This window comes from Amycolatopsis sp. NPDC114478 (genome assembly GCF_055633805.1).
The window spans coordinates 83,134-100,387 of record NZ_JBVKDO010000006.1 but is presented as its reverse complement, the minus strand read 5'-3'; the positions used below and the strand labels follow the sequence as shown (position 1 = coordinate 100,387).

Below are 17,254 nucleotides of genomic sequence, written 5' to 3'. Positions count from 1 at the left end.
CTGCTCACCGTGACGGTTGACTTGGTGAAGGTGGCCCGGTCGGGGTAGGTACGCTGGAGGCCGTGACCGTCGCACTCGGTATGCCAGCCCTGCCCCCGCCCGTCCTCTCCGAGCGCCGCAAGACCCGCCAGCTCCACGTGGGCCCGGTCGGCGTCGGCAGCGACTTCCCGATCTCCGTCCAGTCGATGACGACGACGCTCACCTCCGACGTCAACGCGACCCTGCAGCAGATCGCCGAGCTGACCGCCGCGGGCTGCGACATCGTCCGCGTGGCCTGCCCGTCGGCCGACGACGCCGAGGCGCTGCCCGCGATCGCGCGCAAGTCGCAGATCCCGGTGATCGCCGACATCCACTTCCAGCCGAAGTACGTCTTCGCCGCGATCGAGGCCGGCTGCGCCGCGGTGCGCGTGAACCCGGGCAACATCCGGAAGTTCGACGACCAGGTCAAGGAGATCGCGCAGGCCGCGAAGGACCACGGCACGCCGATCCGGATCGGCGTCAACGCCGGCTCGCTGGACAAGCGGATCATGGACAAGTACGGCAAGGCGACGCCGGAGGCGCTCGCGGAGTCGGCGCTGTGGGAGGCGTCGCTGTTCGCCGAACACGACTTCCACGACATCAAGATCTCGGTGAAGCACAACGACCCGGTGGTCATGGTGCGCGCGTACGAGCTCCTCGCCGAGCAGTGCGACTACCCGCTGCACCTCGGTGTCACCGAGGCGGGCCCGGCGTTCCAGGGCACGATCAAGTCGGCCGTCGCGTTCGGCGCGCTGCTGCGCCAGGGCATCGGCGACACGATCCGCGTCTCGCTGTCCGCGCCGCCGGTCGAAGAGGTCAAGGTCGGCATCCAGATCCTGCAGTCGCTGAACCTCAAGCAGCGCAAGCTGGAGATCGTGTCGTGCCCGTCGTGCGGGCGCGCGCAGGTCGACGTCTACACGCTGGCCGAGCAGGTCACGGCCGGGCTCGAGGGCATGGAGATCCCGCTGCGCGTGGCCGTCATGGGCTGCGTCGTCAACGGCCCGGGCGAGGCCCGCGAGGCCGACCTCGGCGTGGCGTCGGGCAACGGCAAGGGCCAGATCTTCGTCAAGGGCGAGGTCATCAAGACCGTGCCCGAGCACGCGATCGTCGAGACGCTCATCGAAGAGGCCATGCGCATCGCCGAAGAGGCGGGCGAGACCCTTGGCGAGGGCGCGCCGGTCGTCACCGCCGGCTGACCTGCTGCCGGACGATGCCCTCGAGGCGTCGTCCGTAGTGGCCAACCGCGCGATGAACCGCGAGCGCCGGTTGGCCGGTCGAGACGGCTACTCGCGGGTGCTCGGGTTCGACATCCTGGGCCTGCCGCCGGGCGCGCGCTGGCTGGACCTGTGCTGCGGCAGCGGGCGCGCGCTGCTCGACGCCGCGGCGGCCCGGCCGGACCTCGACATCACCGGCGTCGACCTGGTCGGCTACTTCGCGGCGGCCGGGCCCGTGCGGTTCGAAACGGCGTCGATCACGACGTGGACGCCCTCGGGCCGGTTCGACCTCGTGACCTGCGTGCACGGGCTGCACTACGTCGGCGACAAGCTGGGCGCGCTGCAGCGGGCGGCGTCGTGGCTGAGCGAAACCGGCGTGTTCGTGGCGAACTTCGACGTCTCCGGCGTCCGGCTGCCGGGTGGCGCGCGGCGGCTCCTGCCGGCCTTGCGGGAAGCCGGTTTCGGGTGCGATCCACGGGCTCGCCGGATCCGGCGCACCGGCCCGTTCACCGGCGTCCTGCCGTTCCGCTACCTCGGTGCGGACGACCGGGCCGGCCCCAACTACACGGGCCAGCCGGCGGTCCACTCCTACTACGAGTCAGCCCTGTAGGTGGTGCTGGGCGGCGTCGCGGATCTGCAGGCGGACGTTCTCCAGCGCGGCGGCGACCTCGTCGATCTGCTGCGACGCCAGCTGGATCGAGCCCTGGATGGCGGTCGCCGTCGAGGTCTCCCCGAGGAGGCCGAGCACCTGGGCCTGCAGGTCTTCGAGGTCGCTCTTGGTGGCGAGCGCGATGCCGGTGGGCACCTGGTCGGCGAGCAGCTCCAGCTGCTGCGCCTGTTCCTGGATCGTCATCGGGTGGTTCCTTCCGCGGTGGGGACGCACTCTCCGTGTTAGCAGACCGGGAACTGTCGGTGGTGACGTTTACGCTGGCATTCGTGAGCGTGACCTGGGCCATTCACCAGCCGCACCCAGTGGTGCGGCCCCTGGTCACGCGCTATGTCGGGTACGCGCAGAGCGGGGTGACGCTGCCGGTCCACCGCGGGCTGCCCTCCCGGCACGTGACGCTCGTCATCAGCCTCGCCGGGCCGGTGCGGATGGCCGGGCACGCCCTGCAGGCGCTGGTCGGCGGCCTGCACACGAGCGCGGTGCTGATCCGGCAGGACCGCGTGCAGGAAGGGCTGCAGCTGGAGCTGGACCCGCTGGGCGTCCGGACGCTGTTCGGCGTCACGGCGGCGGAGCTGAGCGGGGAAGTGGTGGACCTGGCCGAGTTCGGCCTGGGGACGCTGCCGGACCGGTTGCGCGACCTGACCTGGGACGAGCGGTTCCGATTGCTCGACGACGTGCTGGCCGCGCGGGCCGTCGAACCGGTGGCGCCGCCGCCCGAGCTGGGGGAGGCGTGGCGGCGGATGCGGGGCGCGGACGGCCAGGTGCGCGTCGCGGACCTGGCGGGCGAGGTCGGCTGGAGCCGCCGGCACCTGGGGGAGCGGTTCCGCGCGGAGCTGGGGCTGGCGCCGAAGCAGGTGGCGCGGGTCCTGCGGTTCGAGCGGGCTGGTCGGCTGCTGAGGCGCGGGCGCACGGACCTGGCCGGGCTGGCCGTCGAGTGCGGCTACTACGACCAGGCGCACCTGACCAACGAGTGGCGCGCGCTGGCCGGGTGCACGCCGGGGACGTGGATCGCCGAGGAGCTCCCGTTCCTCCAAGACGAGGAGGTCGCGGCGCGGCAAGACTCCCGGGTATGACTCCTGAACCGAACGTGTGGCCCGCCCTCCGCTACGACGACGCCCCGGCGGCGGTCCGTTTCCTGGTCGACGTCCTGGGCTTCACCGAGACGCTGGTGGTGCCCGAAGGCGACTTGATCGCGCACGCCGAGCTGCGCTGGCCCGAGGGCGGCGCGGTGATGCTGGGCAGCGTCCGCGGCCCGGACGGCGTGCACGACGCGATGAAGCCCGGCACCGGCGCGGTGTACGTGGTGTCGGACAAGGTGGACGAGATCCACGAGCGGGTGAAGGCCGCGGGCGCGGAGGTGACGGCCGAGCTGACGGACACCGAGTACGGCTCGCACACGTTCAGCCTCCGCGACCCGGAGGGCAACGCCTGGACGATCGGCACCTACCGCGGCGCCCCCTGACCACGGCGGCCGCGGGGAGCGGCTTCCGACGAGCGGCACGGGCGCGGCTCGCCGCTGAGCAGGGCGGCCTCCGGCGAGCGCGGCACGGGCGCGGCTCGCTGCTGGGTGGGGTGGCTTGCGGCGGGTGGCACGGGCGGGGCTCGCTGCTGGGTGGGGTGGCTTGCGGCGGGTGGCACGGGCGCGGTTCGCTGCGGGGTGGCGCGGCCAACGGCGAACGGCACGGGCGCGGCTCGCCGCTGAGCAGGGCGGCCTCCGGCGAGCGCGACCCGGGGCGCGGCTCGCCGCTGAGCGCGAGCCTGCCCGCAGCGCGCCGGCCTCCTCCGCTGCGCCGATTCTGCCCCCGGAGCCCGAACCGGGCTGTTCATCTCACCGTGTCGACGACCTCGCGTTCCGTTTACCGGCCGAATCTGGCACCCTGGAGCCCGTGTTGCGGCTTGCAGGTGCACGGCTGCTCGATGATCGGGACTATCCGGCGGTCCGTGCCGCGCTCGCCGCCGACCCGGTGGGCAGCTGCATGGTCAGCGCCCGGGTCGAGGCCGCGGGCCTCGACCCGTGGCGGCTCGGTGGCGAGCTCTGGGCCGCCGACAGCCGGCCGGTTCGCGCCGGGCGGCTCCAAGGGCTGTGCTTTTCCGGGCCCAACCTGATCCCGCTGCGGGGCAACGCGCCCGCGTTGCGCTCCTTCGCCGACCGCGCCCTCCGCCGTCAGCGCACCTGCTCCTCGCTCGTCGGCCCGGCCGAGCAGGTCCTCGGCTTGTGGGACGAGCTCGAAGGCGAGTGGGGCCCGGCCCGTGAGGTCCGCGACGACCAACCGCTGCTGGCGCTGGACACCCAGCCGCTGGTCAAGGCGGACCCGCAGGTCCGCGCGGTCCGGCCGGACGAGCTCGAGCGCTACCTGCCCGCGGCCGTCGCCATGTTCATCGAGGAGGTCGGCGTCGACCCGCGCAGCGGTGACGGCGGCGCCAGCTACCGCGCCCGCGTCACCGAGCTCATCGGCGCCGGGCGCGCCTTCGCCCGCTTCGAAAACGGCGAAGTCGTCTTCAAGGCCGAGATCGGCGCCATGTCGGCGACCGTCGGGCAGATCCAGGGCGTCTGGGTGCACCCGGACCGCCGCGGCGACGGCCTCGGCACCGCCGGCACGGCGGCCGTCGTCAACCGGCTCGTCCGCGGCCTGGGCCGCACCGCCAGCCTGTACGTCAACGCCTTCAACAGCCCGGCCCTCGCCGCCTACCGCAAGATCGGCTTCAAGCAGGTCGGCCAGTACGCCACGGTGCTCTTCTAGCCACTCTTCCGTGGCGGCGTTTCAGGGCCGCGACACCGCGCTGACCAGGCATCATCCCGCCATGAGTGCACGTCGACGCTGTGGTGCGCTCGCGGTGCTGCTGCTCGCCGCCGCGACCACGGCCGGGTGCTCGGGCGACAGTCCCGAGGACGCCCTGTCCGCCTTCCTCGACGCCGTCGCGGCCGGCGACGTCGCCACCGCGGCCGCGAACACCGATTCGCCCGACGCCGCCACGACCGTGCTGAACCAGGTCCGCGGCGTGCTCGAACCCGAGTCCCTCGACGTCGACGACGAAGAGGTCAAGGAGCCGGCGAGCGGCGACACCGTCACGGCGAGCTACCAGCTCACCTGGCACCTCGCCCAGGGCCGCACCTGGACCTACCGCGCCGACGCCCTGCTGCGCGCGGCCGAGAACGGCTGGCAGGTGCACTGGCAGCCGACGGTCGTGCACCCGCAGCTGGCCGTCGGCCAGACCCTCGGCCTGCTGCCGCAGCTGCCCGAAACCGCGCCGGTCCTCGACCGCGACGGCGTGCCGCTGATGCGCCCGCAGACCGTCATCGGCGTGGTCGTCGACCCGCAGAAGGCCGGTGACGCGAGCGCCGTCGCGGGCTCGCTCGCGAGGGCGCTGCACCGGTACGAGCCGTCGGTCACCGGACGCTCGGTGCTGGACGGCATGAGCAAGACCAAACCCGGCGACGCCTACTCGGTGATCACCCTGCGGGCCGGGGACTACCAGCGCGTCAAGCCGGTGATCTACGATCTGCCCGGCGTCCGGTTCGCCAGCCAGGAACGGCTGCTGCCGGTCACGCGCGGCTCCGGGCAGCAGGTCCTCCCCGCCATCCGCGCGCTGGTCGAGCAGCAGCTGGCCGGGGCGGCGGGCTGGCGGATCGTCACCCGGGACGTCACCGGCGGCGAGGTGTCCGAGCTGCGGGCCGAGCCACCGCGCCCGTCGCCCGCGGTCACCAGCACGCTGAGCACGAAGGTCCAGGTCGCCGCCGAGAAGGCCCTCGACATCGAGCAGTACCCGGCCGCGCTGGTGGCGATCCAGCCCTCGACCGGCGACATCCTCGCCGTCGCGCAGAACGCCGCCGCGAACGACGAAGGCTCGCTGGCGCTGGCCGGCCGCTTCCCGCCCGGGTCGACGTTCAAGATCGTCACGGCGGCGGCCGCGCTGTCGGCGGGTGACGTCGAGTCCGGCAGCCCGGTCGACTGCCCCGGCACGACGACGATCGAGAACCGCGTCATCCCGAACGAAGGCCGGTTCGACCTCGGGCGCGTCCCGCTTAAGACGGCGTTCGCGCGCTCGTGCAACACCACCTTCGCCCGGCTCGCCGCCGGGTTGCCGTCCACGGCGCTCACCGACGCCGCCCGCTCGTTCGGCATCGGCGCGGACTTCGTGGTCCCCGGCCTGACCACGGTCACCGGCGCCGTCCCGGCCAGCGACTCGGCCGTCCAGCGCGCGGAGAACGGCTTCGGCCAGGGCACGGTCGTGACCAGCCCGTTCGGCCTGGCGCTGGCCGCGGCCACGGTCCAGGCCGGGAAGGTGCCGACGCCGTCGATCGTCCGGGGCATGCCCGCGACCACGAAGAACGTCGGCGACGCGCCGTCGCAGGACGTCCTCGACGCGCTGCGCGGGATGATGCGCGAGGTCGTCACCAGCGGCACCGCGACCGGGCTGCGGGACATCCCGGACGTCGCGGGCAAGACCGGCACCGCCCAGTTCGGCGACGGCTCCCGCTCGCACGGCTGGTTCGTCGGCTACCGCGGCGACCTGGCGTTCGCCGTACTGCTCACCGAGGCCGGGTCGTCGAAACCGGCGGTGCAGGCCGCGCACCGGTTCCTGGCGGGGATCGGCTGAGCGGACCGTCGTAAAGTGGGGGGCATGTCCGTTCGTGCCCCGCTGGTTCCCGGCGTCCAGACGCCCCGCCGTGAAGTCCCGACCTCCATCGCCCGCCCCGAGTACGTGGACAAGCCGGCGCCGAAGCGGGACACCGGCAGCGGCGTGCGCACGCCCGAGGTGATCGAAGCGATGCGCGTGGCGAGCCGGATCGCGGCGCAGGCGCTGGAAGAGGGCGGCAAGGCCGTCAAGCCCGGCGCCACCACGGACGACATCGACAAGGTGGTGCACGAGTTCCTGCTCGACCACCACGCCTACCCCTCGACGCTGGGCTACCGCCGGTTCCCGAAGTCGTGCTGCACCTCGCTCAACGAGGTGATCTGCCACGGCATCCCGGACTCGACGGTGATCGAGGACGGCGACATCTGCAACATCGACGTCACCGCCTACATCGGCGGCGTCCACGGCGACACGAACGCGACGTTCCTGGCCGGCGACGTCTCGGAGGAGGCCCGCCTGCTGGTCGAGCGCACCCGCGAGGCGACGATGCGGGCGATCAAGGCGGTCCGGCCGGGCCGGCAGCTCAACGTGATCGGCCGGGTCATCGAGTCCTACGCGAAGCGCTTCGGCTACGGGGTGGTCCGCGACTTCACCGGCCACGGCGTCGGCCCGGCGTTCCACACGCCCCCGACGGTCCTGCACTACGAAGAGCCCTCCGTCGACACGATCATCGAGGAGGGCATGACCTTCACGATCGAGCCGATGATCACCCTGGGCACCATCGACTACGACATCTGGCCGGACGACTGGACCGTCACCACGAAGGACAAGAAGTGGACGGCCCAGTTCGAGCACACCCTCGTGGTGACGGCCGACGGCAGCGAGATCCTCACACTGCCTTGAGTCAGTGGCTCGTGGCCTTCTTGTAGCAGCGCACCGAAAGCGGCACGAAGACCACCAGCAGCACCGCGATCCACAGCACCGACGCCAGGAGCGCGTGCTGCATCGGCCAGACGTCGCGCGGCGGGAGGGCGGCGCTCGTGTTGCCGAACAGCTCCCGCGCCGCCTGGGTGACCGCCGAGACCGGGTTCCAGTCCGCGATCGCCCGCAGCGGGCCGGGCAGCCGGCCGCTGTCGACGAACGTGTTGGCCAGGAACGTCAGCGGGAAGACGACCACCATCGAGACGTTGTTGAACACCTCGGGCTTGCGCACGGCCAGGCCGAGCGCGCCCATCACCCACGACAGCGCGTAGGAGAACGCCAGCAGCAGGACGATCCCGCCCAGCGCCTCGAGCACGCTCGTGTGGATGCGCCAGCCGACCAGCAGGCCGACCAGGCCCATGATGAGCAGGCTCGCCGTGCTGAGGATGAGGTCGGCGGTGGTCCGCCCGATCAGCACCGCGGCCGGGGACATCGGCAGCGAACGGAACCGGTCGATGATGCCCTTCTGCAGGTCGTCGGTCAGCCCGTAGCCGGTGACGATGCCGCCCATCGCCACCGCGAGGGTGAAGATCCCCGGCAGCATGAACTCGCGGTAGGACAGGCCGGGGATGTCGATCACGCTGCCGAACACGTACCCGAAGAGCAGCACGAACATCACCGGCGTGAAGACGAGGGACCCGAGCAGGTCCAGCGACCGGAAGATCTTGATCGAGTTGCGCTTGGCGACCGTCACGCCGTCGGTCACGGCCATCTGCACCGCGTTCATCACACGGCCTCCTTCGCGGTTTCGGCCACCTCGTGACCGGTGAGGGTGAGGAAAACGTCGTCGAGGGTGGGGCGGCGGACACCGACGTCGCGGACGTCGACGCCGTCGACGGCCAGCAGCGCCAGCGCCTCGGTAAGCGCTTTCGCGCCGTGGGACACGGGCACGGTGAGCCGGAAGCCCTCCGCCTGCGGCTCGCCGCTGGCCAGCCGGGCCAGCGCTCGCTGCGCGACGACGACGTCGTCGTGCGTGCCGACGGTGAGCTCGATCCGCTCGCCGCCGACGAGGTCCTTCAGCTCGTCGGCGGTGCCGCGGGCGATCACGCGCCCGTGGTCGACGACGGCGATGCTGTCGGCCAGCCGGTCGGCCTCTTCCAGGTACTGGGTGGTGAGCAGCAGCGTGGTCCCGTTCGCGACCAGCTCGGTGATGACGTCCCACAGCTCGGTGCGGGCCCGCGGGTCGAGCCCGGTGGTGGGCTCGTCGAGGAACAGCACCGGCGGGTTCGCGACCAGCGCGCCGGCCAGGTCGAGCCGGCGCCGCATGCCGCCGGAGTAGCCCTTGACCGGGCGGTCGGCGGCGTCGGCGAGGCTGAACCGGGCCAGCAGCTCCCGGCCGCGGGCCTTGGCCCGCTTGGTGCCGAGGTGGTACAGCCGGCCGACCATTTCGAGGTTCTCGGCCCCGGTCAGCTCCGGGTCGACGGCGGCGTACTGCCCCGACGCGCCGATGTGCGAACGCAGCTCGGGCGCGTCCTTGACGACGTCGAACCCGGCGACCGTCGCCCGGCCCGCGTCCGGCTTCTGCAGCGTCGTGAGGATCTGGACGGTGGTGGTTTTCCCGGCGCCGTTCGGCCCGAGCACGCCGAGCACGGTGCCTTCGGGCACCGAGAGCGTCATGCCGTCGAGCGCGGCGACCTTCCCGTACTTCTTGACCAGTCCCTCGGCCACGATGGCGTCTGGCATGGATCTTCCCCTTTGTCTCGTGAGTCTTCAGGCGCGGCGGACGACGATGTCGCCGGTGTAGGTGTGGGCCTTGACCTCGACGGTCTCGGTGCTGCCCCCGGGCCCGTCGGCGGCGCTGAGCGTGTTGCGCACGGAGCCGGTCAGGGAGTTGAGTTCGAGCCACGCGGCACTGCCTTCGCGGATGCCGACCTCGATCTCGCCGACGGCGGTCTCCAGCACGACCCGGTCGCGGATGACCTCGCCGAGCCGGATGTCGCCCGACGCGGTCTTGGCGTGCACGCCGGCGTGGGCGAGGTCGACGAGGATGTCGCCGTTGGCGACGTTCACCCGCAGGTCGCCCGTCACTTCGCCGACGCGGGTCTCGCCGTTGGAGTTCTTCAGCACGGCGGTGCCGTCGATCTCGCGGATCCGCAGCTCGCCGGAGCCGGTGCCGATCTCGGCGTGCCCGGTGGCGCGGTCGACGCTGACGTCGCCGGTCGCCGTGCTCGCCTCGAGCCGGGCGGCCTCGTCGAGGTGGATGTCGCCGACGGACGTCTTGAAGCGGCTGTCGCCGACGCGGCCGCCGACCCGGAAGTCGCCCATCGCGGCGGTGCCGGTGATCCGCGACCCGGCCGGCAGCTCGACGGTGACGTGCAGCGCACCGCCCTTGCCCCAGAGCTTGGTGACGTACTTCGGGCCCTTGACCAGCAGTTCACCGCCGGCGAACTCGACGCGGGTCTTCGCGACGGCCTTGACGTCCTCGCTGTCGCCCGGGTCCGCCGGGGTGACCTCGACGGTCGTCTCCGCCCGGTCCCCGGCGACGATCCGGACGTCCGCGACGCTGACGTCGATCGTGGCCGTGATCGGCTCGGGGGTGGGGAAAACAGGCATGGCTGCGCCCTCCTGGGGTGCTCGTGGGGTGTCTCCGCAGGTCGGAGACGTGTGGGAAAAAGCGAAAGGGGGTTACTGAACCCAGCCGGTGTACTTCTCGCCGAACACCGACCGGCGCTGGGTCGGGCGGCCGCGGTCGGGGCCGAGCGCGGCGGTCGCGGCCCGGACGAGCCAGGCGTTGGTGGAGAGCCGGTCCCGGCTCGCCGCCTCCTCGACCCGCTGCTTCAGCTGCTCGGGCAGCCGCAGGTTGATCCGGGAGACGGCGCCGTCGTCGGCTTCCGGCGGCGGCGCGACGGGCTCCGGAGCCGCCGGCTCGGCGGCGGGTGACGGCGGGAGCGTGACGGCGAACTCGGCGTCCCGGCGGCGAAGGCGGACTTCGACGGAGCCGGGCGCGAGGTCGCGGGTGATCTCGTCGGCCGCGGCCGAGAGGGTGTCGAGCAGGGTCAGCCGGATGGCGGCCTCCAGCGGGGAGGCCAGCCGTTCGGCCAAGGCGACAGCTTCCTCGCCGGCCGCCTCGGCGGCTACCGCGAACTCGCGGCGGAGGCTGTCCACGAGTGGTGTCAGGTCCATGGCACAACTATGGCGCCATGATGGCACCACGACAACCCTGAATTGGCACCCTTAAGGGTCAGAAGTGGTGCCAACGAGGGTGAATATGCTGGTCAGGCGCGTTCGACGCGCTCCAGGAGCTCGTCCAGGAACCCGCAGGCCTCGGCCGCGGCGCGGTCGGGATCGCGCTCGGCGATGGCGGCGGCGAGCCCTTCGTGGCCGATTTCGGGCACGTGGTCCACGCCCGGCGTGATGCTCGACGTCGCCGCGACGCTCGCCGTGATGACCTCGGTCAGCCCGCGGTAGAGCTCGGTGAGCAGGCCGTTGTGCCCGGCGCGCACGACCGCCATGTGGAACTCGGCGTCGGTGTGCGCGAAGTCCTCCCAGCGCCGTTCGCGCAGCTCGGTCTCGCGGCGGGCCAGCAGCGTCCGCAGCTCCGCGATGTCCTCGTGGGTGCGCGAGAGCGCGGCGAGCCGGGCGCCTTCGGCTTCGAGGGTGCGCCGGACCTGCAGGACCTCGCGCAGCTCGTCGCCGCAGAGCCGGCGGATCGCCCCTGACACCTCGCTGGTCGCGCGCACGTACGTGCCGTCGCCCTGGCGCACTTCGAGCAGGCCGGTGTGCGCGAGCGCGCGCACGGCTTCGCGGACGGTGTTGCGCCCGACGCCGAGCTGTTCGCCCAGCTCGACCTCGGTCGGGATGCGCGTGCCGAGGGGCCAGTCGCCCTGCGCGACCGCGGTCCGCAGCTGCTCGATGACCTGGTCGACCAGGCCGGTGCGCCGGGTGGTGGCCAGAGGCACAGGAGTCATCCCTTCATCCAATCATCCTACGTATGCGATAGTAGCGGTCATGCGCGTCGAAAACCGTGAACTCGAACTGGACGGCGCCGTGGAGGTCCGGACGCCGGGCGTGGTCGCCGCCGGCGCGCTGCTCGCGGTCGCGGTGGTGCTCACCGCGCTCAACCTGCGCCCGGCCATCACCGGCGTCGGGCCCATGCTCGCCGAAATGCGCGCGGACCTGGGGACGTCCGGCGTCTGGGCGGGCGTGCTCACGACGTTGCCGACGCTCTGCTTCGCGGGCGCCGGGCTGGCCGCGCCGCTGCTCGCGCGCCGGGCCGGCATCGGCGCCGCCATCGCGATCGCGCTGGGCGCGCTCGCGGCCGGGCTGGTGCTGCGCGTGGTCGACGGCCCGGTCGTCGTGCTCGGCGGGACGCTCGTCGCCACCGCCGGGATCGCCCTGATCAACGTGCTCATCCCGGTCGTCATCAAGGACTCCTTCCCGGCCCGCATCGGCGTCATGACCGGCGTCTACACCGCGGCCCTGCAGGGCGGCGGCGCCCTCGGGTCGGCGGTGACCCCGCAGCTCGGCGACGCGTTCGGCGGCTGGCGCCCGGCGCTGGGGAGCTGGGCGGTGGTGGCCGTCGTGGCGCTGCTGGCGTGGATTCTCGCAGCCCGCGGCACCGGCCGGGTGCCGCGGCCCGCCGCCGGCGCCGCCGGTGGCCGCTCGCTGCTGCGCAGCCGGCTCGCCTGGATCGTCACGGTGTTCTTCGGCCTGCAGGCCTTCTACGCCTACGCGGCGATGGGCTGGTTCCCGCAGGTGCTGATGGACGCGGGCGTGTCCCGCGACCAGGCCGGCCTGCTGTTCGGCCTGGTCTCGCTGATCGCCGTGCCGATCAGCCTCTTCATCGCGCCGATGGCGGCCCGCGCCCGCGGTGGCCAGGGTCCGTGGATCGTCGGCCTCGGCGTGTTCGGCTTCGCCGGGACGACCGGGCTGATGCTCGCGCCGTCGTGGTCGCCGCTGCTGTGGAGCATCCTGGTCGGGCTCGGCATGAGCGTGTTCTCGCTGGCCCTGACCGTGATCGCGCTGCGCGCGCGGACCGGCGCCGACACCGCCCGGCTGTCCGGGATGGCGCAGGGCTTCGGCTACCTGTTCGCCGCGCTGGGGCCGTTCCTCTTCGGTCTGCTGCACGACGTCGCGCACGGCTGGACCGTGCCGCTGGCGATGCTGCTCGGCCTGCTGGTGGTCCAGATGGTGTTCGGCGCGCTCGCCGGGCGCCGCCGGTTCGTCTGATTCTTAACTGTTAACGCGGTTCGCCCCGGTGCGCGCGGCCATCCGCGCCCGCGGGCTGAGCCTGGACCGGCTGCGCGAGCACCTGCGGCTCCGCGGGGTCACGGTCACGACGGCGACGCTGAGCTACTGGCAGTCCGGCCGCAGCCGTCCGGAACGGCGGGATTCGGTGCGCGGGCTGCGTCAGCTCGAAGCCGTCCTCGAGGTGCCGGCCGGCTCGCTCGTCGCGTTGCTCGGGCCGCCTCGGGTGCGCCGGGCCGCGCCCGCGGAGATCGGCCGGTTCTGGCCGGACGGCCGGCGCATCGACGCCGCGGTGTCCGATGTGGACACCCGGTGGGACGAGCGGCTGACCCGGCTGAGCCAGCACGACGTCGTCCTCGTCGGCCCGGGCCGGGAAGAGCTGGAGATCCGGTCGCGGCAGGTGTTGCGGGCCGAGGCCGACGGCCCGGACCGGTGGGTGGTGATCCTGCACCTGGACGAGCACGACCGGCCGCTGCCGGAGCTGAACTCGCTGCGCGGCTGCCACCCGGGCCGCAGCGTCCACCGGCCGGAAGACGGCCTCCTCGTCGTCGAGCTGCTCTTCGGCAGGCCGCTGCTGCGCGGCGAAACGGTGCTCACCGAACACACGCTCGTGAATCGCCCGCCGCACCCGGTCGCGACGAACTACGAACGCAAGTTCCGGCTGCCGGTCCGCGAATACGTGCTCGAAATCCGGTTCTCGCCGGAGGCGGTGCCGGCGGTGTGCCGCCGTGGGCGCGTTGGCCGCGCTGGGACTGGGTGTCGCGCCCGCCGAAGCGGCGCCGGACCACCCCGACGCCGAGGTGGCGGGCGTCGCCGCGGCGTTCGGGCTGTCCGCCGATCAGGCCCGGGCGCAGCACCGGGCGCACCGGCTGGCCGCGACGCTGCCCGAAGCGGTCCGCGCGCACGCCGCCGGGCAGTGGTTCGACGCGGCCACCGGCCGGCTGGCCGTCGCCGTGACGACCGCCGAAGCCGCAGGTCAGGCGCGTGTGGTGGGCGCCGCGGCGCAGGTGGTCAGCGGAGTCAGACCGACCTGGACCGCACCGACGCGGCCGTCCGGGCGCTGGTCGGGGCGGGTGTGCCCGGCGTCTACGGCTGGGGCGTCGACGTCCGCGGCAACGACGTCGGCGTCGACGTCGACCGGACGAAGAAGATTCGCCGCGGCTGCAGTCGGGCACGATCCAGACCGGCAACCCGTGGTGGCCCGGCAGCGAGAGCAACTGCTCGGTCGGCTTCCCCGTGACGGATTCCAGTGGCGCCAAGCACTTCCTCACCGCGGGCCACTGCACGAACGACCGCGACCAAGCCGCGTACGGCGCTTCGGGGCAGCAGAACCGGATCGGGACGTCGAACGTCGGCGGCACCCACAGCGTCAACGCCCGCGAAGGCGACATGGGCGTCGTCGCGGTGACGGAGCCGGGCTGGACCCTCTCGGGTTCGGTGAACACGTGGGGCCAGCCGGCGGTCACGCTGACCGGCGCGGCCGAGGCGATGGTCGGCGACCGCGTCTGCCACTCCGGCAACACCTCGCACTGGCAGTGCGGCGAGGTGAAGTACACGCACAAGTCCGTCGACTACGGCGGCGGCCTCGTGATCGACGACCTGACCTGGACGACGGCCTGCTCCCTCGGCGGCGACTCGGGCGGCGGCTGGCTGCTGGGGGACAAGGCGACCGGCCTGCACGACGGCGGCCCGTCGCAGTGCGTGGACAACCCGTCCGACGGAGACATGTCGCTGTTCCAGCCGGTCATCGAGGCCCTGGGCAAATGGCAGCTCACCCTGGTCACCGGCAGCGGCCCGGCGCCGGGCGGCCGGACGCTGACCAACGACACGGACTACGCGATCCGCGACTACCAGCAGGTGTTCAGCCCGATCACCTCGACGCTCACCGGCAGCGCGGCCGCCACGATCGGCGTCTCGCTGACCATCCGGCACACGTGCGCCGAGGACCTCGGCATCACGCTGCTGGACCCGAGGGGCAAGGCGTACGCGCTCAAGTACAGCGGCGGCAGCACGTGCACGCCGTGGAGCGGCGCGCGCACCTTCACCGTCCCGGCGACGGCGACCCCGGCGGCCGGCACGTGGCAGCTGCGCGTCACCGACTACGGGCCCGGCGACACCGGCACCCTCGACACCTGGTCCGTCACCCTCTGATCCGGGTCAGTCCAGGGGCAGGTTGAGCAGCGCGTTCTCGACCAGCTCGGGCATCGCCGGGTGGATCCAGTACTGGCCGCGGGCCATCGACCGCGCGTCCAGGCCGAAGCTCATCGCCTGGATCAGCGGCTGGATCACCGACGACGCCTGCGGCCCGATGATGTGCGCGCCCAGCAACTGGCCCGTCGCCGGGTCGGCCAAGAGCTTCGCGAAGCCCGTCGTGTCCTCCATCGCCCAGCCGTACGCGATCCCGGCGTAGTCCTGCTTCGAGGTCACGTAGGAGACGCCGTTCTCGCGCGCCTTCTGCTCGGTCAGCCCGACCGACGCGATCTGCGGGTGGGTGAACACCGCGTGCGGCACGAACCGGTGGTCGGCGGTGATCCGGTCGTCCGGGTGCGCCAGGTTGTGCTGCACCACCCGGGCTTCGTGGTTCGCGACGTGCTTCAGCTCGTGCGGCGAGGACAGGTCGCCGAGGGCGTAGATGCCCTCGACCACGGTCTCCTGGTAGTCGTCGACCACGACGTGCCCACTGTCCATTGTGGTCACTCCGGTGGCCGCGACGTCCAGCAGATCGGAGTTCGGGCGGCGCCCGGTGGCGATCAGCAGCAGCTCGGCCTCGACGGTCTCGGCGCCCTGCGGGCCTTCGAGGTCGAGCGCGACGCCGTTGCCGGTCTTGCGCGCCCGGACGGTCTTGCGGTCCAGGCGGACGTCGAAGCGTTGCGAAGCCAGCTCGGTGAAGCGCGCGCTGACCTCTTCATCCTCCGAACGCAGCAGGCGCCCGGACCGGTTGACCAGCGTGACGTGCACGCCGAACGACGCGAAGACGTGCGCGAACTCGGCCGCGATGTACCCGCCGCCCAGGATGACGATCCGCTCGGGCAGCTCGTCGAGCCGCATCACCGTGTCGGACGTGTAGTACTCGACGTCGTCCAGGCCCGGGATGTCCGGGATCACCGGGCGCCCGCCCGCGGCGAGCACGAACTCGTCGGCGGTCAGGACCTCGTCCGGACGGCCGTCGGCGAAGCTGACGCGCAGCTCCTTGTGCCCGGTGAAGCGGCCGGTGCCCTCGTAGACGTCGACGTTCGCGTTGTCCTCGTGGCTGCGGCGATACTCCGCGCCGCCGGCGGCGATCGGGTCGATCCGGCCGAAGATCCGGTCGCGGATGTCGCGCCAGCGGACGCCCTTCAGCTCTTCGTCGACGCCGTACTTCGCGCTGTGCGAAGGCGTGTACGCGACATCGGCGGCGTACACGAACATCTTCGTCGGGATGCAGCCGACGTTCAGGCAGGTGCCACCGAAGGTGCCCTTCTCCACGATCGCCGTCTTCTTGCCGGCGAAGTCGGGCCCGAGGATGGAGTTCCCCGATCCCGTCCCGACGATCACCAGGTCGTAGTGGGGCACTGCATCCTCCGCGGGGCTCGGTCCGGTCGGTTCACCCTAGCCAACCGTCTCCGCGAACCGCGTGTTCCCACTTGTGCTTAACGTCGTATTACGTGGTCAGTGGCCGGTCGCCGTGAAGTGCATCCGGTCCTTCGGGGTCGTCCAGGCGCCACCCCAGCTCCACCCGATCGCGGCGAACGCGCGCACGGTCGCGTCGCCGGCCAGCACCATGCCCGGACGGTGGTTCGCGCGGTCGAGGTAGGCCGAGGCCAGCTCGGGGAGCACGAGAGCGCCCTGGGTGTAGGGGTTGCAGAACGGGTTGACGTCCACCGCGAGCCCGTACGCGTGCGCCGACCAGGTCGTCTGGCCGCGGGCCGGGCGGCAGACGAACGCGCTGGTGCTGTTGCCGTCGCCGGTCGGCGGCGCGGTCAGCTCGGCGGGACTGGTCACGCGCATCTCTTCGAGCGGGAAGTGCGCCGCGAACAGCTGCCCGAAGACCTTGGTGATCCCGGCGGCGCCCTGCGCGTTGACCAGCATCTCGCCGGTGTGCGCGCGGCCGTCGAACCCCCAGAACGACATCGTCAGGTAGCGCAGGTCACCCGCCTGCACCGGGCAGGCGGCCTGCCAGGTGCTGCGCGCGAGGACGTCGGCGGGCACGGCGCTGATCGTGGCCGCGTACCGGTCGCCGGCCGGGGGCGGAAGGACGTCTTTTGTCGGAAGTGCCCGGTTCACCAGTTCGGGTGGCGTCGGCTCGATCTCGCCGAAGCCGTCGGCGCGGAGGGGGAGCGGGTGGGCACCCACCTGCCAGGTGACGACGGGCGCGGCCGGTGCCCCCGCCGGCGCCGTCGTGACCCTCGCCGGGGCCGGCGCCGGAGTGGCCGCCACCGTGGTCGAAGGGGGCACAGGGTGCGGCGTCGAGGGCACTTCCGCCGAGCACGCGGCCGTGGTCAGGGCCAGGACCGCCCCGAGTGCCGCCGCCGCTCTCCGTCGCATCCGGTCAGCTTGGCAGAGACGGCCGGTGCGCGCGGAGTCCACCCGTTCCAGTGACACCGTTTTGGGCCCCCTCGGATTAGGGTAT

General features: G+C 72.5%; 18 protein-coding genes. 10 read left to right on the top strand and 8 right to left on the bottom strand.

Annotated features, from left to right (window positions below):
• Positions 1 to 80 precede the first annotated feature (80 nt).
• On the top strand, positions 81 to 1,214 hold the full coding sequence (gene ispG / locus ACZ7OH_RS18995) for a flavodoxin-dependent (E)-4-hydroxy-3-methylbut-2-enyl-diphosphate synthase (protein WP_400904047.1): 1,134 nt from the start codon (positions 81 to 83) through the stop codon (positions 1,212 to 1,214).
• A gap of 37 nt (positions 1,215 to 1,251) precedes the next feature.
• On the top strand, positions 1,252 to 1,842 hold the full coding sequence (locus tag ACZ7OH_RS18990) for a class I SAM-dependent methyltransferase (protein ID WP_470281957.1): 591 nt from the start codon (positions 1,252 to 1,254) through the stop codon (positions 1,840 to 1,842).
• Here ACZ7OH_RS18990 and ACZ7OH_RS18985 read toward each other — a convergent pair.
• Positions 1,831 to 2,085, bottom strand: coding sequence for a hypothetical protein (locus tag ACZ7OH_RS18985; protein ID WP_155545387.1), 255 nt, complete (start codon positions 2,083 to 2,085; stop codon positions 1,831 to 1,833). The genes ACZ7OH_RS18990 and ACZ7OH_RS18985 overlap by 12 nt on opposite strands.
• A gap of 83 nt (positions 2,086 to 2,168) precedes the next feature.
• Here ACZ7OH_RS18985 and ACZ7OH_RS18980 point away from each other — a divergent pair, with 83 nt between their 5' ends.
• The 5 genes from ACZ7OH_RS18980 (at position 2,169) to map (ending at position 7,380) form a co-directional block, all read left to right on the top strand.
• Entirely contained in the window at positions 2,169 to 2,972 is an 804-nt protein-coding gene (locus tag ACZ7OH_RS18980; protein ID WP_470281956.1) for a helix-turn-helix domain-containing protein, read from the top strand.
• A complete protein-coding gene (locus tag ACZ7OH_RS18975; RefSeq protein WP_470281955.1) occupies positions 2,969 to 3,361 on the top strand; it encodes a VOC family protein in 393 nt (130 codons plus the stop codon). The genes ACZ7OH_RS18980 and ACZ7OH_RS18975 overlap by 4 nt, the downstream gene beginning before the upstream one ends.
• Before the next feature lie 424 nt (positions 3,362 to 3,785).
• Positions 3,786 to 4,640 (top strand): GNAT family N-acetyltransferase, encoded by an 855-nt coding sequence (locus tag ACZ7OH_RS18970; protein ID WP_470281954.1) that lies wholly within the window; start codon positions 3,786 to 3,788, stop codon positions 4,638 to 4,640.
• A 61-nt stretch (positions 4,641 to 4,701) separates the two neighbouring features.
• Positions 4,702 to 6,498 (top strand): penicillin-binding transpeptidase domain-containing protein, encoded by a 1,797-nt coding sequence (locus ACZ7OH_RS18965; RefSeq protein ID WP_470281953.1) that lies wholly within the window; start codon positions 4,702 to 4,704, stop codon positions 6,496 to 6,498.
• Positions 6,499 to 6,522: 24 nt separating this feature from the next.
• A complete protein-coding gene (gene map, locus ACZ7OH_RS18960; RefSeq protein WP_470281952.1) occupies positions 6,523 to 7,380 on the top strand; it encodes a type I methionyl aminopeptidase in 858 nt (285 codons plus the stop codon).
• 1 nt (position 7,381) lies between these two features.
• On the opposite strand, the gene ACZ7OH_RS18955 is transcribed toward map, so the two are convergent.
• The 5 genes from ACZ7OH_RS18955 to ACZ7OH_RS18935 all read right to left on the bottom strand — a co-directional run bounded on the left by ACZ7OH_RS18955 (position 7,382) and on the right by ACZ7OH_RS18935 (position 11,357).
• Positions 7,382 to 8,185 carry an ABC transporter permease gene (locus tag ACZ7OH_RS18955; protein WP_400903847.1) on the bottom strand — a complete coding sequence of 268 codons (804 nt, stop codon included), beginning with the start codon at positions 8,183 to 8,185 and terminating at the stop codon, positions 7,382 to 7,384.
• Positions 8,185 to 9,141: an ATP-binding cassette domain-containing protein gene (locus tag ACZ7OH_RS18950; RefSeq protein WP_470281951.1), complete on the bottom strand. Its 957-nt coding sequence runs from the start codon at positions 9,139 to 9,141 to the stop codon at positions 8,185 to 8,187. The genes ACZ7OH_RS18955 and ACZ7OH_RS18950 overlap by 1 nt, the downstream gene beginning before the upstream one ends.
• A gap of 27 nt (positions 9,142 to 9,168) precedes the next feature.
• A complete protein-coding gene (locus tag ACZ7OH_RS18945) occupies positions 9,169 to 10,011 on the bottom strand; it encodes a DUF4097 family beta strand repeat-containing protein (protein ID WP_470281950.1) in 843 nt (280 codons plus the stop codon).
• Between the two features lie 72 nt (positions 10,012 to 10,083).
• The gene (locus ACZ7OH_RS18940) at positions 10,084 to 10,581 is read right to left on the bottom strand and encodes a hypothetical protein (RefSeq protein WP_470281949.1); all 498 of its coding nucleotides are present in this window, start codon (positions 10,579 to 10,581) and stop codon (positions 10,084 to 10,086) included.
• 92 nt (positions 10,582 to 10,673) lie between these two features.
• Entirely contained in the window at positions 10,674 to 11,357 is a 684-nt protein-coding gene (locus tag ACZ7OH_RS18935) for a FadR/GntR family transcriptional regulator (protein ID WP_470282241.1), read from the bottom strand.
• A 49-nt stretch (positions 11,358 to 11,406) separates the two neighbouring features.
• Between ACZ7OH_RS18935 and ACZ7OH_RS18930 the strand changes: the two genes are divergently transcribed.
• Genes ACZ7OH_RS18930 through ACZ7OH_RS18920 form a run of 3 tightly spaced genes read left to right on the top strand, consistent with a single transcriptional unit; the run spans position 11,407 to position 14,796 of the window.
• Complete coding sequence (locus ACZ7OH_RS18930) at positions 11,407 to 12,627, top strand: CynX/NimT family MFS transporter (protein ID WP_470281948.1); 1,221 nt, start codon at positions 11,407 to 11,409, stop codon at positions 12,625 to 12,627.
• Positions 12,628 to 12,655: 28 nt separating this feature from the next.
• On the top strand, positions 12,656 to 13,885 hold the full coding sequence (locus tag ACZ7OH_RS18925) for a hypothetical protein (protein ID WP_470281947.1): 1,230 nt from the start codon (positions 12,656 to 12,658) through the stop codon (positions 13,883 to 13,885).
• Positions 13,882 to 14,796, top strand: coding sequence for a proprotein convertase P-domain-containing protein (locus ACZ7OH_RS18920; protein ID WP_470281946.1), 915 nt, complete (start codon positions 13,882 to 13,884; stop codon positions 14,794 to 14,796). Before ACZ7OH_RS18925 ends, ACZ7OH_RS18920 begins: the two co-directional genes overlap by 4 nt.
• Before the next feature lie 6 nt (positions 14,797 to 14,802).
• Here the strand turns inward: ACZ7OH_RS18920 and ACZ7OH_RS18915 are convergent, their stop codons facing one another.
• Positions 14,803 to 16,197, bottom strand: coding sequence for a mycothione reductase (locus tag ACZ7OH_RS18915; protein WP_470281945.1), 1,395 nt, complete (start codon positions 16,195 to 16,197; stop codon positions 14,803 to 14,805).
• Positions 16,198 to 16,293: 96 nt separating this feature from the next.
• Positions 16,294 to 17,169, bottom strand: a complete 876-nt coding sequence (locus ACZ7OH_RS18910; protein ID WP_470281944.1) for a M15 family metallopeptidase — start codon at positions 17,167 to 17,169, stop codon at positions 16,294 to 16,296.
• Positions 17,170 to 17,254 lie beyond the last annotated feature (85 nt).

Excerpts from the sequence above, each read along its gene's own strand:
- ACZ7OH_RS18940 (WP_470281949.1), bottom strand. The coding sequence starts at position 10,581 with ATGGACCTGACACCACTCGTGGACAGCCTCCGCCGCGAGTTCGCGGTA.
- ACZ7OH_RS18945 (WP_470281950.1), bottom strand. The coding sequence starts at position 10,011 with ATGCCTGTTTTCCCCACCCCCGAGCCGATCACGGCCACGATCGACGTC.
- ispG (WP_400904047.1), top strand. The coding sequence starts at position 81 with ATGCCAGCCCTGCCCCCGCCCGTCCTCTCCGAGCGCCGCAAGACCCGC.
- ACZ7OH_RS18985 (WP_155545387.1), bottom strand. The coding sequence starts at position 2,085 with ATGACGATCCAGGAACAGGCGCAGCAGCTGGAGCTGCTCGCCGACCAG.
- ACZ7OH_RS18950 (WP_470281951.1), bottom strand. The coding sequence starts at position 9,141 with ATGCCAGACGCCATCGTGGCCGAGGGACTGGTCAAGAAGTACGGGAAG.
- ACZ7OH_RS18955 (WP_400903847.1), bottom strand. The coding sequence starts at position 8,185 with ATGAACGCGGTGCAGATGGCCGTGACCGACGGCGTGACGGTCGCCAAG.
- map (WP_470281952.1), top strand. The coding sequence starts at position 6,523 with ATGTCCGTTCGTGCCCCGCTGGTTCCCGGCGTCCAGACGCCCCGCCGT.
- ACZ7OH_RS18930 (WP_470281948.1), top strand. The coding sequence starts at position 11,407 with ATGCGCGTCGAAAACCGTGAACTCGAACTGGACGGCGCCGTGGAGGTC.
- ACZ7OH_RS18975 (WP_470281955.1), top strand. The coding sequence starts at position 2,969 with ATGACTCCTGAACCGAACGTGTGGCCCGCCCTCCGCTACGACGACGCC.
- ACZ7OH_RS18910 (WP_470281944.1), bottom strand. The coding sequence starts at position 17,169 with ATGCGACGGAGAGCGGCGGCGGCACTCGGGGCGGTCCTGGCCCTGACC.
- ACZ7OH_RS18965 (WP_470281953.1), top strand. The coding sequence starts at position 4,702 with ATGAGTGCACGTCGACGCTGTGGTGCGCTCGCGGTGCTGCTGCTCGCC.